Source organism: Erwinia rhapontici, from assembly GCF_012271765.1.
In the GTDB taxonomy this organism is placed as follows: domain Bacteria; phylum Pseudomonadota; class Gammaproteobacteria; order Enterobacterales; family Enterobacteriaceae; genus Erwinia; species Erwinia rhapontici.
The window spans coordinates 672,086-689,799 of the sequence record NZ_VRKO01000016.1; the positions used below are offsets into that span (position 1 = coordinate 672,086).

The window sequence follows — 17,714 nt, forward strand, 5'->3', positions numbered from 1 at the left end:
GTTATCTGGCAAGACAGTGTCTACGTGATGAGGTTAAAAATCATCCTGTTGCAGGTAGCACCATGCGTACTGCGCATAAAGTTCGGCCCCGGTCACCATCACATCTTCATCGATATTAAAACGGCCGTGATGGTGCGCCCAGTCGGTGCCTTTCTCTGCATTGCCGCAGCCGAGCAGGGCAAAACAGCCGGGGATATTTTCCATAAAGAAGCTGAAATCCTCACCACCGGTGGTCGGTTTCTCGTCAAACAGCACTCCGGCCCCAAACGCATCGGTGATCACGGACTGTGCCAGCAGCGCACTGCGTACCTCGTTAATCACCGGCAGTGTGCCGTAGGTGTACTCAACCTGCGCTGTTGCACCATAGATTGCCGCCGTATGTTGCGCATAACGTTCAATCGCCGCTTTAAGACGTTCACGGGTGTCGACGTCAAAGCAGCGCACCGTGCCATCCAGAACCGCATTTTCGGCGATAACGTTAAAACGTGTGCCCACTTCCATACGCCCGATGGTCACTACGGCGGACGCCAGCGCGGACGTTTCCCGCGCCACAATGGCCTGCAGATTCATCACAAACGATGAGGCCACCACCGCCGCGTCAATACAGGCTTCCGGCATCGAACCGTGGCCACCGCGCCCTTTAAACGTGACTTTCAGCAGGTCGGCGGAGGCAAAGGATGAACCGACGTTGCAGGACACTTTACCAGAGGCAGTCGTCGTCCAGATATGCATGCCAAAAACGTTATCAACGCCGTCCACCGCGCCCTGTTTCACCATGGCACGCGCACCCTGGGCGATCTCTTCTGCAGGCTGGAAAATCAGTCTTACATTACCGCGCAAACGGGAGCGATGCTCCTGTAAAGCTCTGGCTGCCGTCAGCAGCATTGCAGTGTGGGCATCATGTCCGCAGGCGTGCATTTTACCGTCGGTCAGGGATTTATAGCTGAGTGAGTCGCTGAGTTCCTGCACTGGCAGCGCATCCATGTCAGCGCGCAGAGCGACAGTTTTACCCGGTTTACCCCCACGGATCTCGGCAATGATCCCGGTCGGTTGCGTGCGGCGATAGTCGATGCCCATTTCATCCAGCAGAGCGGCCACCGTATTGGTGGTGCGTACTTCTTCCCATGGCAGTTCCGGGTGGGCATGCAGGTCGCGGCGCAGGGCGATCATCGCGTCAACATGTGCATGGACGGATTTTTTAATATCATGATTAATCACTGTTTAGCTTCCTTGTTGGTTTTTTATGCAGGAATAATATATGCCACCATGACACCGGCCATCACCACGGACACCATGGTCACGGAGATAAATCCACCGACCAGCATCGGGGCCAGCATGTGCTGCATCAGCACCTCGCGCTCATTTTCATCGCGGGTCAGGGCGGTAATGGCTTCATGGGTAATAATATAGTCTGCCGGGAAACCGTACATTGAGGTCAGGGCGATGGCGAAGGCCATCTCGGTGCTGACGCCCAGTAGCTTACCCACCACCCAGCAGACGATAAACATGCCGATAACCGCAGTGGCGATCAGCACCAGCATGGGCAACAGCAGGCGCAATAACATCTCCGGCGTCGCGCGGTTCAGCGTATCAAAGATAAACAGCATCAGCCCCATCACCGCAAAGCCAAAACCGTTGGCTTTCTGTAATGGCTGCTTCTCTAAAAAGCCTAGCGTGGTCGCCACCACGCCAAACAGCAGGCACAGGACAAACGGGCTGACGGAGATGACTGGCGCCAGCCAGCCAGACACCCGATACGCCAGATAGCCGACGGCCGCCAGGCGCAGGAATTTAAAGTAGCTGGTGTTGTAATGGGCAGGAAAGCGTTTAAACAGGCGTGGCATGACATCAGATGACTGGTGCGCTGTCACCGCAGGCGTCTCTGCCGTCACGTCTGTCTGAGGCCACGCCCCGCTGCGGTACAGGCTTAGCACTCGCTTGCCCTCGCGTTGCAGCATAATGGCGGTTAGCGGATAACCGGCAAAGCCCTGCATCACGTAGATCAGAATGGCGAATACCGACAAATCGACCAGACCCGCACTGGCCGCGCCTTTCGACATAATAATTGCCGAAACGATACCGCCAACCAGTGGCGGGATAGTGACGATAGCCGTATTAAAATCGAACAGTAGCAGGCAGACGCCAAAGACTGTGACAAAAATACCGGCGATACTGGCCAGAGAAATAACAATCGTCTTCCACTGACGGATCAACTCCGGCACGGACAGCAGCGTGCCCATATTGGTGATCAGCAGATACATCAGCATCACCGCTACCACCGGCGTGATCCCGGCAACGCTGACAATATCTTTGGGGAAAAAAGTCCAGTAACCGATTAAAAACAGTACCGCGCAGACAAAGACGGAAGGTACCCACGCTTTCGTTCTGACTGAAACCAGATCACCGAGATATAGAATAGAAATAATCAGTAAAAGAGCGAGCATTTGCGACATGAACCACTTCCATTTGAATAATTATTAGAATAATTCCCCTGACCGAGGCGCGAATGACGATATGATTAAAACTCAATGAAATCATGGAGTTTCCAGCTTCCAGGTTTCATAGTAAGCGGAATGCAGCCGTGCTGACCAGCAGAGATTGAAATAAAGTGAAAGGCGGTGGAAACAGGAAGGCACGACGGTGGGACGGTAGGGGCGGACCTCTTGCGGTCCGCCTGATATCTCACTGAACCTGTGGGATTAACGTTGATTTAAACGGTAGTACGCCTCATTCCAGCGCAGAGCATCGCGGAACCCGTGCAGCGTTGTCTCTTCATCAATCACCAGCACCTCAATCCCGTGCAGTTCAGCATAGAGGCGCATATCTTCCACCGTCAGCGCCTGACTGAACACCGTATGGTGTGCACCGCCGCCGAGGATCCAGGCTTCAGACGCTGTCGCCAGCGAAGGCTGCGCACGCCACAGTGCACGGGCCACCGGAAGCTTAGGCAGGGCCTGCGGCTGTTCAATCGCATCCACCACATTCACCAGCAGGCGGAAACGGTCGCCCATATCAATCACACTGGCGTTCACCGCGCGCCCGGCAGGGGCAGAGAAGATCAAGCGGGCCGGATCGGCTTTGCCACCAATACCCAGCGGCTGTACATCCAGCAGCGGTTTGGCTTCGCGTGCAATGGTTGGGCAGACTTCAAGCATATGGGAACCCAGCACCAGATCGTTACCCGGCGCGAAGTGATAGGTGTAATCCTCCATAAACGAGGTGCCGCCCGGTAAATCCCCTGCCATCACCTTGAACACATGCAGCAGTGCAGCGGTTTTCCAGTCACCTTCACCGGCAAAACCATAGCCTTGCTGCATCAGGCGCTGAACCGCCAGACCTGGCAACTGCGTCATGCCATGCAGGGTCTGGAAATTCGTGGTAAACGCACGGCAGCCTTCATCGTCCAGGAAGCGCTTGATCCCCAGCTCAATACGGGCAGCATCCAGCACATTCTGGCGCTTATTACCGTTTACCGCTGCCGCCGCGCTGAACTCATAGCTGCTTTCATACTCGTCGATTAGTGTGTTCACATCGCCGTCGCTGACCTGGTTGATCACGTCCACCAGATCGCCCACGCCCCAGCCATTGACCGCATAGCCGAACTGGATCTGTGCCGCGACTTTATCGCCTTCGGTTACCGCGACTTCACGCATATTGTCGCCAAAGCGCGCCACTTTGAGCTGCTGGCTGGCGAGCAGGGCGGCGGCACCGCGCATCCATTGGCCGATACGCTGCTGGGAACGCTCGTCCTGCCAGTGTCCGGTCACCACCTGATGCGGCAGGCGCATACGCGCGCCAATAAAGCCGAACTCACGCCCGCCGTGTGCGGTCTGGTTCAGGTTCATAAAGTCCATATCCATCGTGTCCCACGGGATTTCCGCATTGAACTGGGTATGGAACTGCAACAACGGTTTATTCAGGATCGACAGGCCGCCAATCCACATTTTTGCCGGAGAGAAAGTATGCAGCCAGGTGATAATGCCCAGGCAGCTTTGATCGTGATTAGCCTCGCGGCACAGCGACAGCGCTTCATCAGGGGTTTTCACCAGCGGTTTAAGGACCAGCGGGAAGGGCAGTTTACCCGCCCGGTTTAAGCCATCCACCACCTGCTGTCCGTGCTGCTCCACCTGGCGCAGGGTTTCCGCACCGTACAGATGCTGTGTACCAATCACAAACCATACGCTACGGGCGTTTAACTGTGTCATAAAACGATTCCTTAACTGACTGATGAAGGTTGTGGGGCAAACTGCGGTTCCGCCAGTTCACACCATTCAAGATAACGTTGATAAAGCTGCTGGAAGCGGGCAACGCGCATCGGGTCCGGTTGCAGGGTTTGTTCCAGCGGGCTGGCCATCTGCGCCTGTGCTGCCGGGATATCCGCATACACGCCAGCGGCCACCGCAGCAAAAATCGCTGCACCAAGGGCACAGCACTCATCGGAGGCGACAATATCCAGTGGACGGTTCATCACATCGCAACACACCTGCATGATGGTTGGTGATTTGCGGGCAATCCCACCCAGCGCGAGGATTTGCTGTACCGGAATATCCTGCTGTTCGAAACACTCCATAATGGCGCGCGCGCCAAATGCGGTCGCCGCAATAAACCCGCCAAACAGCGTCGGGGCATCGGTGCCCAGATTCAGATCGGTGATCACGCCTTTCAGGCGCTGGTTGGCAAAAGGGGTACGACGGCCGTTAAACCAGTCGAGTACCACCGGAAGATGGTCGAGCTGTGGGTCAGCCGCCCAGGCGGCGGTCAGCTGTTCCAGCAGGCTGTGCTGGATCGCTTCCAGCTGCGGCTGCAGGTCGGGGTGCAGCGTGGCCGCCTGCACTAACGGCCAGCTCAGCAGGCGGCCAAACCAGGCATACATATCGCCAAAGGCTGACTGTCCGGCCTCCAGGCCAATCATGCCCGGTACCACGCTGCCGTCCACCTGGCCGCAGATGCCTTTAATCGCCCGGTCAGCCACGCGATCCGCATCGGCAATCAGAATGTCGCAGGTGGAAGTACCTATGACTTTCACCAGGGTATAAGGCTGTGCGCCTGCGCCCACCGCGCCCATATGGCAGTCAAATGCCCCGCCGGACAGCACGACATGGTCTGGCAGACCAAGACGTTCGGCCCATTCGGCGCTCAGCTTGCCGACAGGCACATCGGCGGTCCAGGTCTCGGTGAACATCGGGTGATCGAGATCGGCCGTGAGCAACGGATCGAGAGCATTAAGGAATTTCGCTTCCGGCAGTCCCTGCCATAAAGGGTGCCAGAGGGATTTATGACCGGCGGCACAGCGGCCACGCTTAAGGTCGGCAGGGGCGGTAGTGCCGCTGAGCAGGGCGGGCACCCAGTCGCACAGTTCTACCCAGGAAACGGCGGCCTCACGTACCGCCGCATCGTTGCGGCTGATGTGCAGGATCTTGGCCCAGAACCATTCGGACGAATAGATACCGCCGATAAAGCGCGAGTAATCCTGATAGTCACCGCTGTGGCACAGCCGGGTAATAGCTTCGGCTTCTTCAATCGCGGTGTGATCTTTCCACAGCACGAACATCGCATTGGGGTTGTCGGCAAACTCCGGGCGCAGCGCCAGCACGCGGCCTTCACGATCGACAGGGGCGGGGGTGGAACCGGTGGAGTCCACGCCAATACCCACCACGTTAAGGCGCTGCTCAGGGGTTAATTTAGTGACAACGTCACGAATGGCCTGTTCCAGGGCATCAATATAGTCCTGCGGATGGTGACGGAACTGATTGTTCGCCGGGTTGCAGAATCGCCCGGCCTTCCAGCGAGGATAGGCAACCACGTGCTTGTGCAGCTCACGACCACTGGCGCAATCGACCGCCAGCGCCCTGACCGAGTCGCTGCCGAAATCCAGACCGAGGGTAATCGCACCCTTATGCATAGTTGTTCTCCGTTATGTTCAGAAGAGGCTCTTTTACTGTTCCTCTATCCTGGAAACATCGCGGCGGAGTGGTTAGGTGCGGCTGGCTGCAAATATGCACTTTTCTGTCATGCAGGGTGGGAATGTGATGGGCTTCAAATGTTGCCTGTCGGTTAAATTGGCTGAATAGATGGACAAAACGACTGTAATTTCAGGGTGTGATAGCGCTCTACATATTTCCCTTTACTTGCGGGTAAAACTAGCGCACTACCGCCACTGTTAAGTTGTCAGTGCTCAGGTAAGGTCTTGTTTAAATGCTTTTAATTTTTTCAACAACCGATTGTTACCGTTTACACAATCCCGCCCTGAGCGGGCACTGAGCCGGAGAGCCTCATGCACAAATTCACTAAAGCGCTGGCCACGATTGGCCTCGCAGCCGTTATGTCACAATCCGCTATGGCGGAAACCATGAAGCTGGGTTTCCTGGTGAAACAACCGGAAGAACCCTGGTTCCAGACTGAATGGAAATTTGCCGATAAGGCCGGTAAAGATCTCGGCTTCGAGGTGATCAAAATCGCTGTGCCGGATGGTGAAAAAACCCTGAATGCTATCGACAGCCTGGCCGCCAGCGGCGCGAAAGGGTTTGTTATCTGTACACCGGATCCTAAACTCGGCTCTGCCATTGTGGCCAAAGCACGCAGTTATGGCCTGAAAGTGATCGCGGTGGATGACCAGTTTGTGACCGCGAAAGGCAAACCGATGGACACCGTACCGCTGGTGATGATGGCTGCCACCAAAATTGGCGAACGTCAGGGTCAGGAACTGTACAAAGAGATGCAGAAACGCGGCTGGGATGTGAAAGATACCGCGGTGATGGCGATCACCGCCAATGAGCTGGACACCGCCCGTCGCCGTACCGGTGGCTCTATTGATGCCCTGAAAACGGCCGGATTCCCGGAAAAACAGATTTACCAGATCCCCACCAAATCTAACGATATCCCCGGCGCCTTTGATGCCGGTAACTCCCTGCTGGTTCAGCATCCTGAAGTGAAGAACTGGCTGATTGTTGGCATGAACGATAACACCGTGCTGGGTGGCGTCCGTGCGACCGAAGGTCAGGGCTTTAAAGCGCCGAATGTGATTGGGATTGGCATTAACGGTGTGGATGCAGTGAGTGAACTGTCGAAAGGCCAGGCGACCGGATTCTATGGTTCGCTGCTGCCAAGCCCGGATGTCCACGGTTATCGCAGTATCCAGATGCTGCATGACTGGGTGACGAAAGATATCGAGCCTGCCAAATTTACCGAAGTGACCGATGTGGTGCTGATCACCCGCGACAACTTCAAAGCAGAACTGGCGAAAAAAGGCCTGATGTAATCCGTGGCAGCGGGTCGGGCATGCCCGACCCCTACATAACACATGACCGCTGGGGTAAGGGATGCCCGCCCCTGCAAAACACACGACCGCAGGGGTGAGGGATGCCCGCCCCTGCATAACACACGACCGCAGGGGTGAGGGATGCCCGCCCCTGCATAACACACGACCGTAGGGGCGAGGCATGCCTCGCCCGGATGCCTCCACCCAAAAATGCAGGAGACACCATGACTTCGCAACCACCGTACCTCAGCTTTCACGGCATCAGCAAAACCTTCCCGGGCGTGAAGGCTCTACAGGACATCAGTTTTGACTGTTATGCAGGACAAGTGCATGCCCTGATGGGGGAAAACGGCGCCGGGAAATCAACGCTGCTCAAAATTCTCAGCGGAAGCTATCAGGCCAGCGGCGGTGAGATTCGCCTGCAGGGCCAGCCAGTTAATTTTCAAAACACCACCGATGCGCTCAATGCCGGGGTGGCGATTATTTATCAGGAACTCCATCTGGTGCCGGAAATGTCGGTGGCAGAAAATATCTTTTTAGGCCAGTTGCCACAACGTGCCGGGCTGGTCAATCGCTCCCGCCTGCGCTCAGAAGCCGCGCGTCAGCTCAAAATCCTCGGTATGGATATTGACCCGGATATGCCGCTGAAATACCTCTCTCTCGGGCAGTGGCAGATGGTGGAAATTGCCAAAGCGTTAACGCGTAATGCGCAGGTTATCGCCTTTGATGAGCCGACCAGCTCGCTCTCGGCGCGTGAAATTGATCAGCTGTTCCGCGTGATCCGCCAGCTGCGTGCCGACGGCCGCGTGGTGCTGTATGTCTCCCATCGCATGGAGGAGATTTTTGCCCTCAGCGATGCCATCACGGTGTTTAAAGATGGCCGCTACGTACGTACCTTTACCGATATGGCCACCACCGGAAACGACGAACTGGTGCAGGCGATGGTGGGGCGTGAAATTGGTGATATCTACGGTTACCGACCACGCGCGCAGGGCGATGTGAGACTGAAGCTGGACAATGTGCATGCCAAAGGCGTGCGCAGTCCGGTGTCGTTCAGCGTGCGTGCAGGGGAAATTGTCGGGCTGTTTGGCCTGGTGGGGGCCGGGCGCAGTGAGTTGATGAAAGGGCTGTTTGGTGCCACGCGTCTGACCAGCGGTGAACTGTGGCTGGATGGTAAAAAACTCCAGATTAATGAGCCGATTGAAGCCATTCGCGCCGGTATTATGCTCTGCCCGGAGGACCGCAAGGCCGATGGCATCATCCCGGTACATTCCGTGCGCGACAACATCAATATCAGCGCCAGGCGTAATAACCTCAAGGCAGGTTGTCTGATCAACAACAGCTGGGAAGCCAGTAATGCCGGAGTGCATATCCGCTCGCTCAATATCAAAACCCCGTCGGCAGACCAGCTGATTATGAATCTGTCCGGGGGCAATCAACAGAAGGCGATCCTCGGTCGATGGCTGTCCGAAGAGATGAAAGTCATCCTGCTGGATGAACCCACGCGCGGCATTGACGTCGGCGCGAAAAACGAAATTTATCAGCTGATTTACGCCCTGGCCGACCAGGGTATTGCGGTGCTGTTTGCCTCCAGTGACCTGCCCGAAGTGATGGGGCTGGCTGACCGTATTCTGGTGATGCGCGAAGGCGAAATCGCCGGAGAGCTGGACCATAACGACGCCACTGAAGCCCTGACGCTGAGTCTGGCGATGCCAAAAACCGCCAAACCTGCCACACACGTGGCCTGAATATGCAGGAGAAACCTATGTCAACGACCTCATCTGTTACACCCGCTGCCCCATCGCGCTTCAGTCTGAGCCGTGTGTGGGACAACTTCGGCATGCTGGTGGTGTTTGCCGCGCTGTTTATTGCCTGCATGGTGTTTGTGCCGAATTTTGGTTCCCTTATCAATATGAAAGGCTTAGGGCTGGCGATGTCGATGTCCGGCATGGTGGCCTGCGGTATGCTGTTCTGCCTGGCGTCCGGCGACTTTGACCTGTCGGTGGCCTCGGTGATTGCCTGTGCCGGTGTCGTCTGCGCGGTGGTCATCAACATGACCGAAAGCCTGTGGATCGGCGTGATTGCCGGGCTGTTACTCGGCGTGGCCTGCGGCTTTGTGAACGGTTTCGTGATTGCCAAACTGAAAATCAACGCCTTGATCACCACGCTTGCCACGATGCAGATCGTGCGCGGGCTGGCGTATATCTTCTCCGACGGTAAAGCCGTGGGTATCGAAGACGAGCGCTTCTTCGCCCTGGGTTATGCCAGCTGGCTGGGCGTGCCGGCCCCGGTATGGTTGACCATTATTACCCTGGTATTGTTTGCTTTCCTGCTGAACAAAACCACCTTTGGGCGCAACACGCTGGCGATTGGTGGCAATGAAGAAGCCGCCCGTCTGGCTGGTGTGCCGGTGGTACGCACCCGTATCATCATCTTTATTCTTTCCGGCCTGGTGTCGGCAGCGGCGGGAATTATTCTGGCATCGCGTATGACCAGCGGCCAGCCGATGACCTCGCTGGGTTATGAACTGATTGTTATCTCAGCCTGTGTGCTCGGCGGCGTCTCCCTGAAGGGCGGTATTGGGAAAATTTCTTATGTGGTGGCCGGGGTTTTGATCCTCGGAACGGTGGAAAATGCGATGAATTTACTCAATATATCGCCTTTCTCACAGTACGTGGTACGTGGTCTGATATTGTTAGCAGCGGTGATTTTCGACCGTTACAAACAAAAAGCGAAAGCGGTCTGACAGGAGGCGTTATGTATCATCGTCTGGCGCCCGTGGCGCAATCCAACCCGTTACTGCCCGGCTATCCGTTTAGCGCCTGGCTGGTGGCGGGGCTGACGCCCATTAATGCGATGGGGCCGCTCGATTTCTTTATCGACCGTCCCCACGGCATGAAAGGCTACATTCTCAACCTGACCATCAAAGGGCGCGGGCGGGTGTTTGACGGTGAAGCGGCATTCGATTGTGAACCCGGTGACCTGCTGCTGTTTCAGCCTAAAACGCCGCATTATTACGGACGCCTCCCGGACAGCGATTGCTGGTATCACCGCTGGGTTTATTTTCGTCCGCGCGCCTACTGGAGCGACTGGCTGGAGTGGCAGGATGAGGCGCAGGGCGTGGGGCGACTGCGGCTGCCGGAGTCATTACGCGGTGAGTTTGACCGTCTGTTTGCCAATATCGAACATACCCATAATTCCGGGCGTCCGTTCGCCGAAGAGCTGGCAATGAACCTGCTGGAGCGTTTGCTGTTGCGGGCGGTACAGGAAGATCCGCGCAGCCAGCAGCAGGTGCGCGATGCACGTGTGGTAGAAGCCTGCCAGTATGTGACCAACAACCTGGCCGCAGAGGTGAAAATCGAAGAGGTGGCCAAACATGTCTGTCTGTCACCGTCACGGCTGGCGCATCTGTTCCGTGAGCAAATGGGCGTGAATCTGCTGCGCTGGCGTGAAGACCAGCGGGTGATCCGGGCCAAACTGCTGTTGCAGACCACTCAGGAGCCGATAGCCAGCATTGGCCGTGAAGTGGGCTATGACGACCAGCTCTATTTCTCGCGCGTGTTCCGTAAGCGGGCGGGCGTCAGCCCCAGCGACTTCCGTCGCCGCAGCCTGGATGCCCATGATGCGCTGGTTGCTCAGGAAACCTGGCATTTACCCCGACGTGCCCAGGAGGCGTAATTCAGCCAAATCCTTCTTGTGGTTAGTGAGTTGATCGTCTTAAATCAACGGGTAACCACGAGAGGGATTAATATGAGTGACAAGATTCGAGTTGGCCTGGTCGGCTACGGCTTTGCCAGTAAAACCTTCCATGCACCGCTGATTGCCGGCACATCAGAAATGGAACTGGACGCCATTTCCAGCAGCGATGCGACCAAAGTCCATACTGACTGGCCGTCGGTGCAGGTTGTGTCCGATCCCCAGACGCTGTTTGACGATCCCACCCTGGACCTGATCGTTATTCCTACCCCCAATGAAACCCACTTTCCGTTAGCCAAAGCCGCGCTCACCGCGGGTAAGCATGTGGTGGTGGATAAGCCGTTTACCGTGACGTTGTCACAGGCGCGGGAGCTGGATGCGCTGGCGAAGGCCAAAGGCCTGTTGCTGTCGGTGTTCCATAACCGCCGCTGGGACAGTGATTTCCTGACGGTTAAAGCGCTGCTGGCTGAAGGGACGCTGGGGGACGTGCGTTATTTCGAGTCACACTTTGACCGTTTCCGCCCTCAGGTGCAGCAGCGCTGGCGCGAGCAGCAGGTGCCGGGCAGCGGCATCTGGTACGATTTGGGTCCACATCTTATCGACCAGGCATTACAGCTGTTCGGTTCTCCGGTGGCGATTAATGTTGATACCGCCGAGTTGCGTGCGGGTTCAGTGACGACCGACTATTTCCACGCCACGCTGATCTATCCACAGCGCCGCGTGGTGCTGCACGGCAGTTTACTGGTGGCCGCCGAATCTGCGCGTTATCTGGTGCATGGCACCAAAGGCAGCTATGTCAAATTTGGCCTCGATCCGCAGGAAGACAGCCTGAAGTCCGGTGCACGTCCGCCGCAGGAAGACTGGGGCTACGATATGCGTGACGGCGTACTGACGCTGGCGGATGGGGATGTGATGATAGAGAAAGCGCTGCTGACCATTCCCGGTAACTATCCGGCGTACTATGCCGCGATCCGTGATGCGGTGAACGGTACAGGCGAAAATCCGGTGAAAGCGGAAGAGGCGATTCAGGTGATGGAACTGATCGAGCTTGGCCTGCAATCGGCTGAGAAACGCCAGACGATGTCACTGAAATAGCAGACGGGCTGATGCCCCGGTAGGGGCGGGTCATGACCCGCCCTTGTTAGCGTTACGCCGCTACGCGAGCGCGAACCGCTGCTTTCTCAGCATCGCTGAGGAACGCAATCTTCAATCCGTTCTCCTGCGCCGTCCGCATTTGTGCCTGGCTTAAACCGGCTGCCGGGGCTGCCACATGGTACTCGTGACCAATCTCAATCCCCTGGACTGCTGGGTCATCCGTGTTGATCGTGGCCAGGATGCCGTGCTCCAGGAACGCTTTCAGCGGATGACGGTCCAGTGAAGCTACGGTGCTGGTCTGAATATTGGAGGTCAGGCAGGATTCCACACCAATGCTGTGTTTCACCATAAAGTCCATCAGCGCCGGGTCTTCCACCGCTTTCACGCCGTGACCAATACGTTCTGCCCCCAACTCACGAATCGCCTGCCAGATGCTTTCCGGCCCTGCGGCTTCTCCTGCGTGGACGGTAATGCGCAGTCCGGCATCGCGGGCGCGCGTAAAGTGGCTGAGGAACTGGCTGCCAGGGAAGCCAAGCTCATCTCCTGCAAGGTCCAGTGCGGTAATGCTGTCACGGTGTGCCAGCAGGCCGTTCAGCTCATCCAGACAAGCTTCTTCACCAAAGGTACGGCTCATAATGCCAATCAGACGCACATCAATATTGTTTGCGCTGCAACCCGCTTTAATCCCGTCGATAACGGCTTCAACCACACCCGCAATCGGCAGGTTGTGGGTCATCGCCATATAGCCCGGGGAGAAGCGCAGTTCAGCATAATGAATCCCGGCACGTGCCGCATCCTGCACGTTTTCCAGCGCCACACGGCGGCAGGCATCCAGAGAGCCCAGCACTTTTACGCCCCAGTCCAGCTTATTGAGGAAACTCACCAGGTCAGGCTCGGTTTCAATCACCTGCACATGCGGGCGCAGGGTTTCCAGCGTGCTGGCAGGCAGCGTCAGATTAAACTCACGGCCTAAATCGAGGATGGTTTGTGCGCGAATATTGCCGTCAAGGTGGCGGTGAATGTCGGTGAGGGGAAGCTGGGAATCGATCATATCGGCACTCTCTGTTTTTTTAATAAAGTGCGGAGCATTATAAAAACTTATTGCGCAACAGCGCCAGTTAATTGCGCATCAGGTTAAAGGTTTTAGTTTTTTTGCCGAAAATAGCATCAGAAGTACCACATTTACTGTGACGCTACGGCGTAAGACCAAGGGACTGAACGCAATGACTGCTATTTCTTCTGTTGGAAACCTGTCAGTGAACATGTTGCCGGGCGCAACGAAACTGGCCACTACCGCTGCGGCGGTAGACACGTTACAAACGCCGCTCCTCTCCTCAACCTCGGTGTCTCTCGGCCAGTCTGCGGCCGCGCCCCCCGTTTATTCTCTGCCACGTATTTCAACGGCTACGACGCAAACCGACAATCAGGGGATTCTGAGCGTAAAAACCGCCAGCGGCGCAGAGGTTGAACTGACCCAGGCCAGTGACGGGTCGGGTATTCAAATCAAAGTGAACAAGGGAACCTTGAGTGAAACTGAACGCAGCGCGCTTGAGAAGCTGTCGGACGGTTTTAAGAAGGCGATGGAAGGACTGACAGGTCAGCCACCGCGTCTTGACCTGAGCGGCTTGACCAAATTTAACAGTGCAGTACTGACGTCAGTCGATCTGCAGGCGAAGGTGACAGGCGAAAATAAGCTGACGCTGGCTTTTCATGCTGACACTAATACGCGTTCGGTAAAATCCACCGGCACCCTCGGCACCGTAGATATCAGCGTGGATATGAGTAAGCGGGCGATCCTGGGTAATGAGAGTCAACAGCAGCGGGCGCTGAGCCAGTATCTGAAGCAGTTCGACCGGGCGCAAAGCCGGGGTGAGGGTAACAGTACGCTGATGACCATGTTCAAGGATGCCTTTACGGCGCTCAACAGTCACTACGACAGCAGTACGCCCGCCCAAAGTCGTCCGCAAACCCTTTATCTCTCCCTGACGCGGACGGACAAAAACATGCTGACCGGACTGGCCGATTTTACGGCTTCTGTCACGCAAACCCCGCAGTCGCCAAATCCGATACGTCTAAGTGAGGGTGATACCTTCTCGTATCAGGTATCGCAAACCAGCACGCTTTCCGGCACCAGCGACCAGAATCGTCATATCACCCAGAAGCAGCAGTCGCATCTGACCGCCAGCTACCATAAAGCGCTGACCTCCGGGCTGCAACTCGCGCTGACCGCGGACAGAAACGCGCAGAATTATTTCTACACGCAGATTGATGATAAGGCGGAAAGCACCACAGAAGTGCAGTATCGCAAAGGGGCGCTGGTGTCGGCGACGCTTGACCAGTCGGCGAGTACCTCAACGCGAGTGCAAAAGTATGTGAAAGGGGAGCTGATGTCTGATGTGACAACCCCTGAGCAGAAATCAACGTCAACCGACCTGCTCGGAAAGTTGCAGTCAGCCTGGAAAGCGGAGAATCCACGGGCATCCTTTGCGGATTATCTGCGCCAGCATACACTGCCAGATTTCGGGGAAGAGGTGCTGTTAAATTCAGATCCTTCCAGTCTATAAAGCCAACGGGCCGCTGTTGCGGCCCGTTGGTTAACACATCTTACTGCGGCATACCTTCTGGTATGGCATAACTACCCAGCATATTTTGTTGCGAAACGCCGAGTCGGGGCAACAGTTTTCGGACTTTCTGATATACCGTGCCCGCTGGACTCACGCTGAGTCCGTCCGTAAGTGGATCGTCCAGCGGACAGTAAAGACGGATTTATTGTATTCCAGGAAAATCACTACTGACGCAGTCTCATACGACTGGTACAGTATCAACCTTTATTACCGAACCCTAATCGGACACGTAATAAAATAGGAGAGTGATGGTTTATAATATGAAAAGGACTGCTGCAATTTAACATCATGTAAAGGAATACACTATGTACGTAGATGAAGACGGTTATATTTTTGACGTCCGAATTGAAAGGAAAATATTTAAAGGGATAGAACGGGGTAACCTGGATAACGTCAATGGCATTATTGTCCATCAAACTAACAGTACGTCGGCTCAGAGTACATTTAATAGCTATAATAATACGTCCGCGAATGGGGCGCATTTTTTAATTGATAAAGATGGAACGGTCTATCAAACAGCCTCTCTATTAAAAATGACATGGCATGTTGGATTGATGCAATCCCGATGTATTTTAAAGAAAGCATGTAACCCTACTGAAACCACATTAATAACGTTGCATAATGGCCACTGGAACTCTACAAAACCTAAAAAGATATCAGATTTAGAAAAGGAGAAACGTTTCCCCGATCGCTTTCCGAACAACACTGACAGTATCGGCATTGAAATAGTGGGTAAAGCTCTTGGTCCCAAAGATAAAGCAGTCTATGAGACCGTTACAGATAAACAGAATGAGTCTCTTAAATGGCTGATCGCCGAGCTTACATCTAAATTCAATGTCCCTATGACTGAGATTTACAGGCATCCTGATGTAGGTAGAAAAAACGAAACTGAGGCCAGCACAGCGATATGGGAATAAAAAATCTCTTACTAAGCGCTATGTTCTTATTATCTTTGTATGCACAGGCCGGTAGGGAAGTAGTGCAACTCGAAATATTACAAAGCGGTCATTATGGGGGGGCTTCTAAGGAAGATCCCTACAACTACACTACGGAATGTAAAGGCTGGAATCCCACCAAAGAACAATTGATGGACTACTTTGTCAATGCTAAAGAAGCGGATTCTAGCGAGGGTTGGCTACACGAATACTATTCTCCCTGCATTGCGACTGGGAAAGTAACCTTTAAAGATGAATCCTTTGGGGAGTGGGGGATTTACGATACCGGTTATGGGGTGGTGGATTTTAAGGACAAGGCGAATAAAACCGTAAAGCAAAAATATTTCCTTAACTTAAAGAATGGATGGGATAGCGAATAAGTAAACGTCTTACTGGATTATCTGCGCCAGCATACACTGCCAGATTTCGGGGAAGAGGTGCTGTTAAATTCAGATCCTTACAGTCTATAAATTAAACGGGCCGCTGTTGCGGCCCGTTGGTTAACACATCTTACTGCGGCATACCTTCCGGTACCGCTCCGCCACCCAGCATATAGCGGGAGAGGAACTGTTCCAGCGGCATCTTCTCACCGTTCATGGTGATCTGACCGGCGCCATATTGCAGGCTGATGGTGATGTTATTATCCTGCTGCGTGGTCAGTTTGAACATCTGGCCCATCGCCGCCAGGCCTTTCACCTGCTGGTCAGCCAGTTTCACCGCATCTTCCTGCTTGTAGCCTTCACCCATGGCGACGTGAGTCATCATTTCGGTCGCCATTGGCATCGAAACAGCCAGTTTGGTATCCAGCGTTTTCAACACACTGTCCACTTGCTGACCCAGATTCTGCACAGGGGCAGTGGCAGTAGACGGATCTTTGAACTGTGCATTCAGGGTATAGGTGCTTTCCCCTTTGTCATTTTTCCAGCTAAATGGCGCAATGCTGATGGACGGATCGCCCTTCAACAGCAACGACAGGTTAGCCGTCAGCAGTTCACTGGCGCGCTGCTGATAAAGCTCAGGGTTTTCCTGCATCGCTGGATCGTTGGTCAGTGCCTGCACCTGGCGATTATAGTTTTCAGAGAAGGTCTTGACGGCTTTGCCATCGAAGCCATCCAGTTTAATCGTCAGCTTGCCCTGGCCAAAAGGCTGACCCTGCAATTTCAGGCTGTCTAAACTGTAGTCAATCAGACCGGAAACGCGGTTGTTGGTGGAGTCAAAACTGGACTTACCGTTCAGTCCTTCAGCCACCATCGCTTCTTTACCTTCCACCGCCGCGCTCAGTTTTTTCAGATTGATGGTCTGATCGCCAATGCGCAGTCCTTCTGGGCTGAGATGGGTATTGGCATCAATTTTCAGGCCGTTGACGGTAAACAGCACCGGCATATCCAGCTCATTTTTGGTGGTCATCACCAGGCTGTCGATATCACCGCTAAAGTCGACCTTATCGCCTTTGTCATCGGCGCTCACCTTCAGGGTGCCGCCATTGAAGGCAAAGCGCTCACCGGTTTGCGCATTGCTGTAATCGGCCGGCAACAGGCGAATGTCTGAATCGGTGCTGCCGCCGTAGCCGATACGGGTTTCTGCCTGCACGATGGACTGACCTTTGGTGATTTCAAACAGCTTTTTCACCACATCGGTATTCTCCAGTTCACTATGAACGGAGGCCATGCTCGGCATCAGGTTGAATTTTTTCAGCTGGGCCAGCGGGAAAGGGCCATGATCGATATTTTCACTGAAAATGATGCTCTGGCCTGGCTTCAGAATAGAGTTATCTTCGGTTTGTGAACTCGACTGTAAGACAAAGCGCGCATGGCTGCTGAATACGCCACGCTGGAAATCCTGGTAGCTCAACTTCAGCCGGCTTTCCGGTGCCGTGTTCTGGATTTGCGCGTTAGCCTGCTGAACCATCTGGTCCATGTTTTTTTCCAACTGCTTGCCAGTAAACCAGGCTCCCGCAGTCCAGGCCACGCCAAGAGCAATCACTACACCCACGGCAATCTTTGTTTTTTTCATCTGTAATATCGTCCTTTTCTGTTCACGAAGACGGGCGTACCCGTTCAGGTCCTGCAGGTAACCCTTTGGCGATAAAAAACGCCATAACGGCGT

Annotated in this window: 14 protein-coding genes; 8 read left to right on the forward strand and 6 right to left on the reverse strand. The window is 54.8% G+C overall.

The window, feature by feature from the left end; translation table 11 throughout:
- Positions 1-33 precede the first annotated feature (33 nt).
- The 4 genes from FVB43_RS20120 to FVB43_RS20135 form a co-directional block, all read right to left on the reverse strand.
- Complete coding sequence (locus FVB43_RS20120) at positions 34-1,218, reverse strand: amidohydrolase (protein ID WP_422718035.1); 1,185 nt, start codon at positions 1,216-1,218, stop codon at positions 34-36.
- 23 nt (positions 1,219-1,241) lie between these two features.
- Positions 1,242-2,453, reverse strand: a complete 1,212-nt coding sequence (locus FVB43_RS20125; RefSeq protein WP_167864614.1) for a hypothetical protein — start codon at positions 2,451-2,453, stop codon at positions 1,242-1,244.
- A 246-nt stretch (positions 2,454-2,699) separates the two neighbouring features.
- Positions 2,700-4,205 (reverse strand): L-arabinose isomerase, encoded by a 1,506-nt coding sequence (gene araA / locus FVB43_RS20130; RefSeq protein WP_133845174.1) that lies wholly within the window; start codon positions 4,203-4,205, stop codon positions 2,700-2,702.
- Positions 4,206-4,216: 11 nt separating this feature from the next.
- Entirely contained in the window at positions 4,217-5,902 is a 1,686-nt protein-coding gene (locus FVB43_RS20135; protein WP_133845172.1) for a ribulokinase, read from the reverse strand.
- A gap of 372 nt (positions 5,903-6,274) precedes the next feature.
- Here FVB43_RS20135 and FVB43_RS20140 point away from each other — a divergent pair, with 372 nt between their 5' ends.
- The 5 genes from FVB43_RS20140 to FVB43_RS20160 all read left to right on the forward strand — a co-directional run bounded on the left by FVB43_RS20140 (position 6,275) and on the right by FVB43_RS20160 (position 12,049).
- A complete protein-coding gene (locus tag FVB43_RS20140; RefSeq protein ID WP_167864615.1) occupies positions 6,275-7,258 on the forward strand; it encodes an arabinose ABC transporter substrate-binding protein in 984 nt (327 codons plus the stop codon).
- A gap of 224 nt (positions 7,259-7,482) precedes the next feature.
- Positions 7,483-9,006, forward strand: coding sequence for an L-arabinose ABC transporter ATP-binding protein AraG (gene araG, locus FVB43_RS20145; protein WP_133845168.1), 1,524 nt, complete (start codon positions 7,483-7,485; stop codon positions 9,004-9,006).
- Positions 9,007-9,023: 17 nt separating this feature from the next.
- Positions 9,024-10,004, forward strand: coding sequence for an L-arabinose ABC transporter permease AraH (araH, locus tag FVB43_RS20150; protein WP_133845166.1), 981 nt, complete (start codon positions 9,024-9,026; stop codon positions 10,002-10,004).
- An 11-nt stretch (positions 10,005-10,015) separates the two neighbouring features.
- Positions 10,016-10,936: an arabinose operon transcriptional regulator AraC gene (araC, locus tag FVB43_RS20155; protein WP_133845164.1), complete on the forward strand. Its 921-nt coding sequence runs from the start codon at positions 10,016-10,018 to the stop codon at positions 10,934-10,936.
- Positions 10,937-11,008: 72 nt separating this feature from the next.
- Positions 11,009-12,049, forward strand: coding sequence for an oxidoreductase (locus FVB43_RS20160; RefSeq protein WP_167864616.1), 1,041 nt, complete (start codon positions 11,009-11,011; stop codon positions 12,047-12,049).
- Positions 12,050-12,101: 52 nt separating this feature from the next.
- On the opposite strand, the gene add is transcribed toward FVB43_RS20160, so the two are convergent.
- Positions 12,102-13,100 (reverse strand): adenosine deaminase, encoded by a 999-nt coding sequence (add, locus tag FVB43_RS20165; RefSeq protein ID WP_167864617.1) that lies wholly within the window; start codon positions 13,098-13,100, stop codon positions 12,102-12,104.
- A 172-nt stretch (positions 13,101-13,272) separates the two neighbouring features.
- On the opposite strand from add, the gene FVB43_RS20170 reads away from it, so the two are divergent.
- The 3 genes from FVB43_RS20170 (at position 13,273) to FVB43_RS20180 (ending at position 15,988) form a co-directional block, all read left to right on the forward strand.
- Positions 13,273-14,613, forward strand: a complete 1,341-nt coding sequence (locus FVB43_RS20170) for a hypothetical protein (RefSeq protein ID WP_167864618.1) — start codon at positions 13,273-13,275, stop codon at positions 14,611-14,613.
- Positions 14,614-14,978: 365 nt separating this feature from the next.
- On the forward strand, positions 14,979-15,590 hold the full coding sequence (locus FVB43_RS20175; RefSeq protein WP_167864619.1) for a peptidoglycan recognition protein family protein: 612 nt from the start codon (positions 14,979-14,981) through the stop codon (positions 15,588-15,590).
- Positions 15,581-15,988, forward strand: coding sequence for a hypothetical protein (locus FVB43_RS20180; protein WP_133845154.1), 408 nt, complete (start codon positions 15,581-15,583; stop codon positions 15,986-15,988). Before FVB43_RS20175 ends, FVB43_RS20180 begins: the two co-directional genes overlap by 10 nt.
- A 130-nt stretch (positions 15,989-16,118) precedes the next feature.
- Here the strand turns inward: FVB43_RS20180 and FVB43_RS20185 are convergent, their stop codons facing one another.
- A complete protein-coding gene (locus FVB43_RS20185; protein WP_133845152.1) occupies positions 16,119-17,621 on the reverse strand; it encodes a YdgA family protein in 1,503 nt (500 codons plus the stop codon).
- Positions 17,622-17,714: the final 93 nt, after the last annotated feature.

Bases quoted from the DNA above. Each gene is read 5' to 3' on its own strand.
- FVB43_RS20125 (WP_167864614.1), bottom strand. From the start codon at position 2,453: ATGTCGCAAATGCTCGCTCTTTTACTGATTATTTCTATTCTATATCTC.
- araA (WP_133845174.1), bottom strand. From the start codon at position 4,205: ATGACACAGTTAAACGCCCGTAGCGTATGGTTTGTGATTGGTACACAG.
- FVB43_RS20135 (WP_133845172.1), bottom strand. From the start codon at position 5,902: ATGCATAAGGGTGCGATTACCCTCGGTCTGGATTTCGGCAGCGACTCG.
- FVB43_RS20140 (WP_167864615.1), top strand. From the start codon at position 6,275: ATGCACAAATTCACTAAAGCGCTGGCCACGATTGGCCTCGCAGCCGTT.
- araG (WP_133845168.1), top strand. From the start codon at position 7,483: ATGACTTCGCAACCACCGTACCTCAGCTTTCACGGCATCAGCAAAACC.
- araH (WP_133845166.1), top strand. From the start codon at position 9,024: ATGTCAACGACCTCATCTGTTACACCCGCTGCCCCATCGCGCTTCAGT.
- araC (WP_133845164.1), top strand. From the start codon at position 10,016: ATGTATCATCGTCTGGCGCCCGTGGCGCAATCCAACCCGTTACTGCCC.
- FVB43_RS20160 (WP_167864616.1), top strand. From the start codon at position 11,009: ATGAGTGACAAGATTCGAGTTGGCCTGGTCGGCTACGGCTTTGCCAGT.
- add (WP_167864617.1), bottom strand. From the start codon at position 13,100: ATGATCGATTCCCAGCTTCCCCTCACCGACATTCACCGCCACCTTGAC.
- FVB43_RS20170 (WP_167864618.1), top strand. From the start codon at position 13,273: ATGACTGCTATTTCTTCTGTTGGAAACCTGTCAGTGAACATGTTGCCG.
- FVB43_RS20175 (WP_167864619.1), top strand. From the start codon at position 14,979: ATGTACGTAGATGAAGACGGTTATATTTTTGACGTCCGAATTGAAAGG.
- FVB43_RS20180 (WP_133845154.1), top strand. From the start codon at position 15,581: ATGGGAATAAAAAATCTCTTACTAAGCGCTATGTTCTTATTATCTTTG.
- FVB43_RS20185 (WP_133845152.1), bottom strand. From the start codon at position 17,621: ATGAAAAAAACAAAGATTGCCGTGGGTGTAGTGATTGCTCTTGGCGTG.